The 3002-nt window shown below is 67.3% G+C and carries 3 protein-coding genes; all 3 read left to right on the forward strand.

Annotation, left to right across the window (positions count from 1 at the left end):
- The coding region (locus ASG27_RS11775) for a DUF2345 domain-containing protein (protein ID WP_156388137.1) at positions 1-198 on the forward strand (198 nt) is incomplete at its 5' end.
- 137 nt (positions 199-335) lie between these two features.
- Positions 336-2687, forward strand: a complete 2352-nt coding sequence (locus tag ASG27_RS11780; RefSeq protein ID WP_056434611.1) for a DUF6531 domain-containing protein — start codon at positions 336-338, stop codon at positions 2685-2687.
- On the forward strand, positions 2672-3002 hold a 331-nt coding region (locus ASG27_RS27155), incomplete at its 3' end, for an RHS repeat domain-containing protein (protein ID WP_162244551.1). The genes ASG27_RS11780 and ASG27_RS27155, both read left to right, overlap by 16 nt.

The following is a 3002-nucleotide window of genomic DNA, read 5'->3' on the forward strand; positions in this document are numbered from 1 at the left end:
GATGCGACCCAGATCTTCCTGGAGTCCAAAAAGATCCACCTCAACGCCAAGGACGATGCGACCCAGATCTTCCTGGAGTCCAAAAAGATCCACCTCAACGCCAAGGACGAGATCTTGCTCACCTGCGGCAGCAGCACCATCAAGCTCACGCCAGGCCAGATCGAAGTGCTGTCACCGCTCGACAAGCTCAATTGCTGAGCTGATTTGAATTGCGCTGTGCTGGCGCACCCTTTGTTTGCTGCACAAGCATGGCGGCAAACGGGTGCGCACGCACAGCGCGGTGCGCCAAAAAAACACATTCATTCATTCATAAATAAAGAGAAGAGGGAATCACCATGGGCAAGCCGGCAGCAAGGCTGGGAGATCTGACAAAGCACGGAGGGCCGATCACGCAGGGATCGCTGACCGTGCTGATCGGCTCGCAAGGGGGCATCGCCTGCTCTACTTGCCCGGGCGGCAAGGCCATCGGCAGCCCCGTCAACCCCACGCTGGGCGCCAAGGTGCTGGTGGGCGCAGAAGACCTGGACTTTGCCCTGCCCGGCCCCATGCCGCTGGTGTGGCAGCGCCAGTACAGCAGCTACGTCAACGCAGAGCACGGCGGCGACTGCGGGCTGCTGGGCTACGACTTTGCCCTGCCCGGCCCCATGCCGCTGGTGTGGCAGCGCCAGTACAGCAGCTACGTCAACGCAGAGCACGGCGGCGACTGCGGGCTGCTGGGCTACGGCTGGAAGCTGCCGCACGAGCTGAGCATCGAGCTCCAAGCCACACAGACCCTGCTGCGCGATGCGGGCGGGCGGGTCATCACGTTCGACGAAGCCCTGGAGCCTGGGCAGACGCTGCACAGCGACAGCGAAGGCCTGCTGCTGATGCGCGGAGGCGGCATGGGGGTGGCGCAGGCCTTGTCTGCCCTGGCTGGTAATACCGAGAATCCTCCCGTTCCCACTACCGGCGCCAACCCTTACCCCAACACCGCAGAAGAGCTCCTGCCCTGGCACCGGCAACAGCGCTGGGCCCATGTGCCCGCTGCCGCCAAGGCCGACCCCAACTACCTGCTGGCGGCCACCCAGGGCGGGCGCACCGTCTGGCTCTTCAAGGTGCAAGGCCATGGCCCGTGCCGGCTCATCGGCCTCATCGACGCCTACGGGCGCAGCCAGCACTACCAGCACGACGAGCACGGACGCCTGCAAGGCATCACCGACGGGGCGGGCCGGCGCTATGCACTCCTGTACAACCGACCCAGCGGCGCCGCAGACGCAGCAACCGCCACAGCACCGCCGCAAACCCTGCCGGGCCTGAACCCCGACAGCGGCCTACGCCTTGTGGGCGTGGACTGCACCTACAACCCGCACGACCCCGAGCATGCGGGTTCTGGCTCAGGCTCAGGCTACGGTGCGGGCACACAGCGGCACGACCCCATCCCCCTGGTGCGCTACCACTACAGCCCCCTGGGCGATCTCATCGCCGTGCACGCCCGCGACGGCCGGCGCATCCGCCAGTTCACCTACGACAGCGCCCACCGCATGATCTCCCACCGCGTGGGCAGCGGCCCCGAGCACACCTACGTCTACGAAGATCAGGTCGAAGGCCAGCGCTCCAGTGCAAACYTCGGCAACCCACCGCCGCGCCCCGGCGCCCGCGTGGCCGAACACCACAACGAAGAAGGCCTGAGCTACTACTTCGACTACGAAGACGCCCACCCCCAGGACCCGCGGGCCGCCAGCTGCACCACCGTGCGCGACAGCCTGCAGCGCGTGACCCGCTACCACCACGAAGGCACCGGCGGCCTCAAGCGCATCACCCGCGAGGTGCACCCGGACGGCAGCGAAGCACACTACCAGTACGACAGCGCAGGCCGGCGCATTGCCGCCACCGACGCTCTCGGGCGCACCACCCACTGGCGCTACGACGGCCAGGGCCACCTGCTCGGGGTGCAAGGGCCCGACGGCCGCAGCAGCCAGCAGCGCTGGGGCCTGCCCGGCACCGCCGCCGACGGCCTGCTGCTGCACAGCACGAGCGCCAGTGGCATCCACACCCACTACGAATACGACCCCTGGGCACGCCTCGTGCAGACCACCGTGGTCGCGGGCGACATCGCCCTCACCACCGCACTGGAGTACCTGCCGGGGCCACCCCACGCCGCCGCAGGCAACGCCCGCGCCTGGGTAGACCAGCCCATGGTGATCACAGACCCCCAGGGCGGGCGCAAGATCCTGGGCTACAACGCCATCGGCCAGCTCGCGAGCTACACCGACTGCTCGGGCCAGACCAGCCGCTGGCAGCACGACGCCTGGGGCGAGCTCATCGAAGCTACAACGCCATCGGCCAGCTCGCGAGCTACACCGACTGCTCGGGCCAGACCAGCCGCTGGCAGCACGACGCCTGGGGCGAGCTCATCGAAGAGACCGATGCCCTGGGTCAACGCACACGCCACCAGCGCGATGCCATGGGGCGACTGCAGCAGACGACCCAGGCGGACGGCACCCTGGTGCAATACCGCTGGGGCAGCAACGAACAAGTCCAGGCCATCACGCTGGGCACCCTGGCAAACCCCGCAGCGAGGTCCTCCCCCGCGTCAGTTCAGACCACCACCACCATCACCTACGACCATGACCTGTGGGGCCGCGTCACCGCACAGACCCAGGCGGGCGCGAGCCTGCACCTGCGCTACGACGTGGCCGGGCGCCTGACCGAGCTGATCAACGAGAACCATGCGGTCACTCGCTTCGCCTACGACAGCCAAGACCGCCTGGTTGAGGAAACAGGGTTCGACGGCCGCACCCAAAGCTACCGGTATGACGCGGCAGGCCAGCTGATCGAGAAGACCGATGCGCAGGACAGCGGCATGGGCGCGCAAAGCCAAGGCCATGGCACTGTGTGCAGCCGCTACCACTACGACAGCGCAGGGCGGCTGATCTACCGCGTGACCGGCAAGCTCAGTAAAGTTGGTACAGCGCAGCCAGCCCCACCCGACAAGGGCACCAACCTGCAGATCCACCAGCTCC

The sequence above is a fragment of the Acidovorax sp. Leaf191 genome, assembly GCF_001424425.1.
GTDB lineage: Bacteria > Pseudomonadota > Gammaproteobacteria > Burkholderiales > Burkholderiaceae_C > Acidovorax.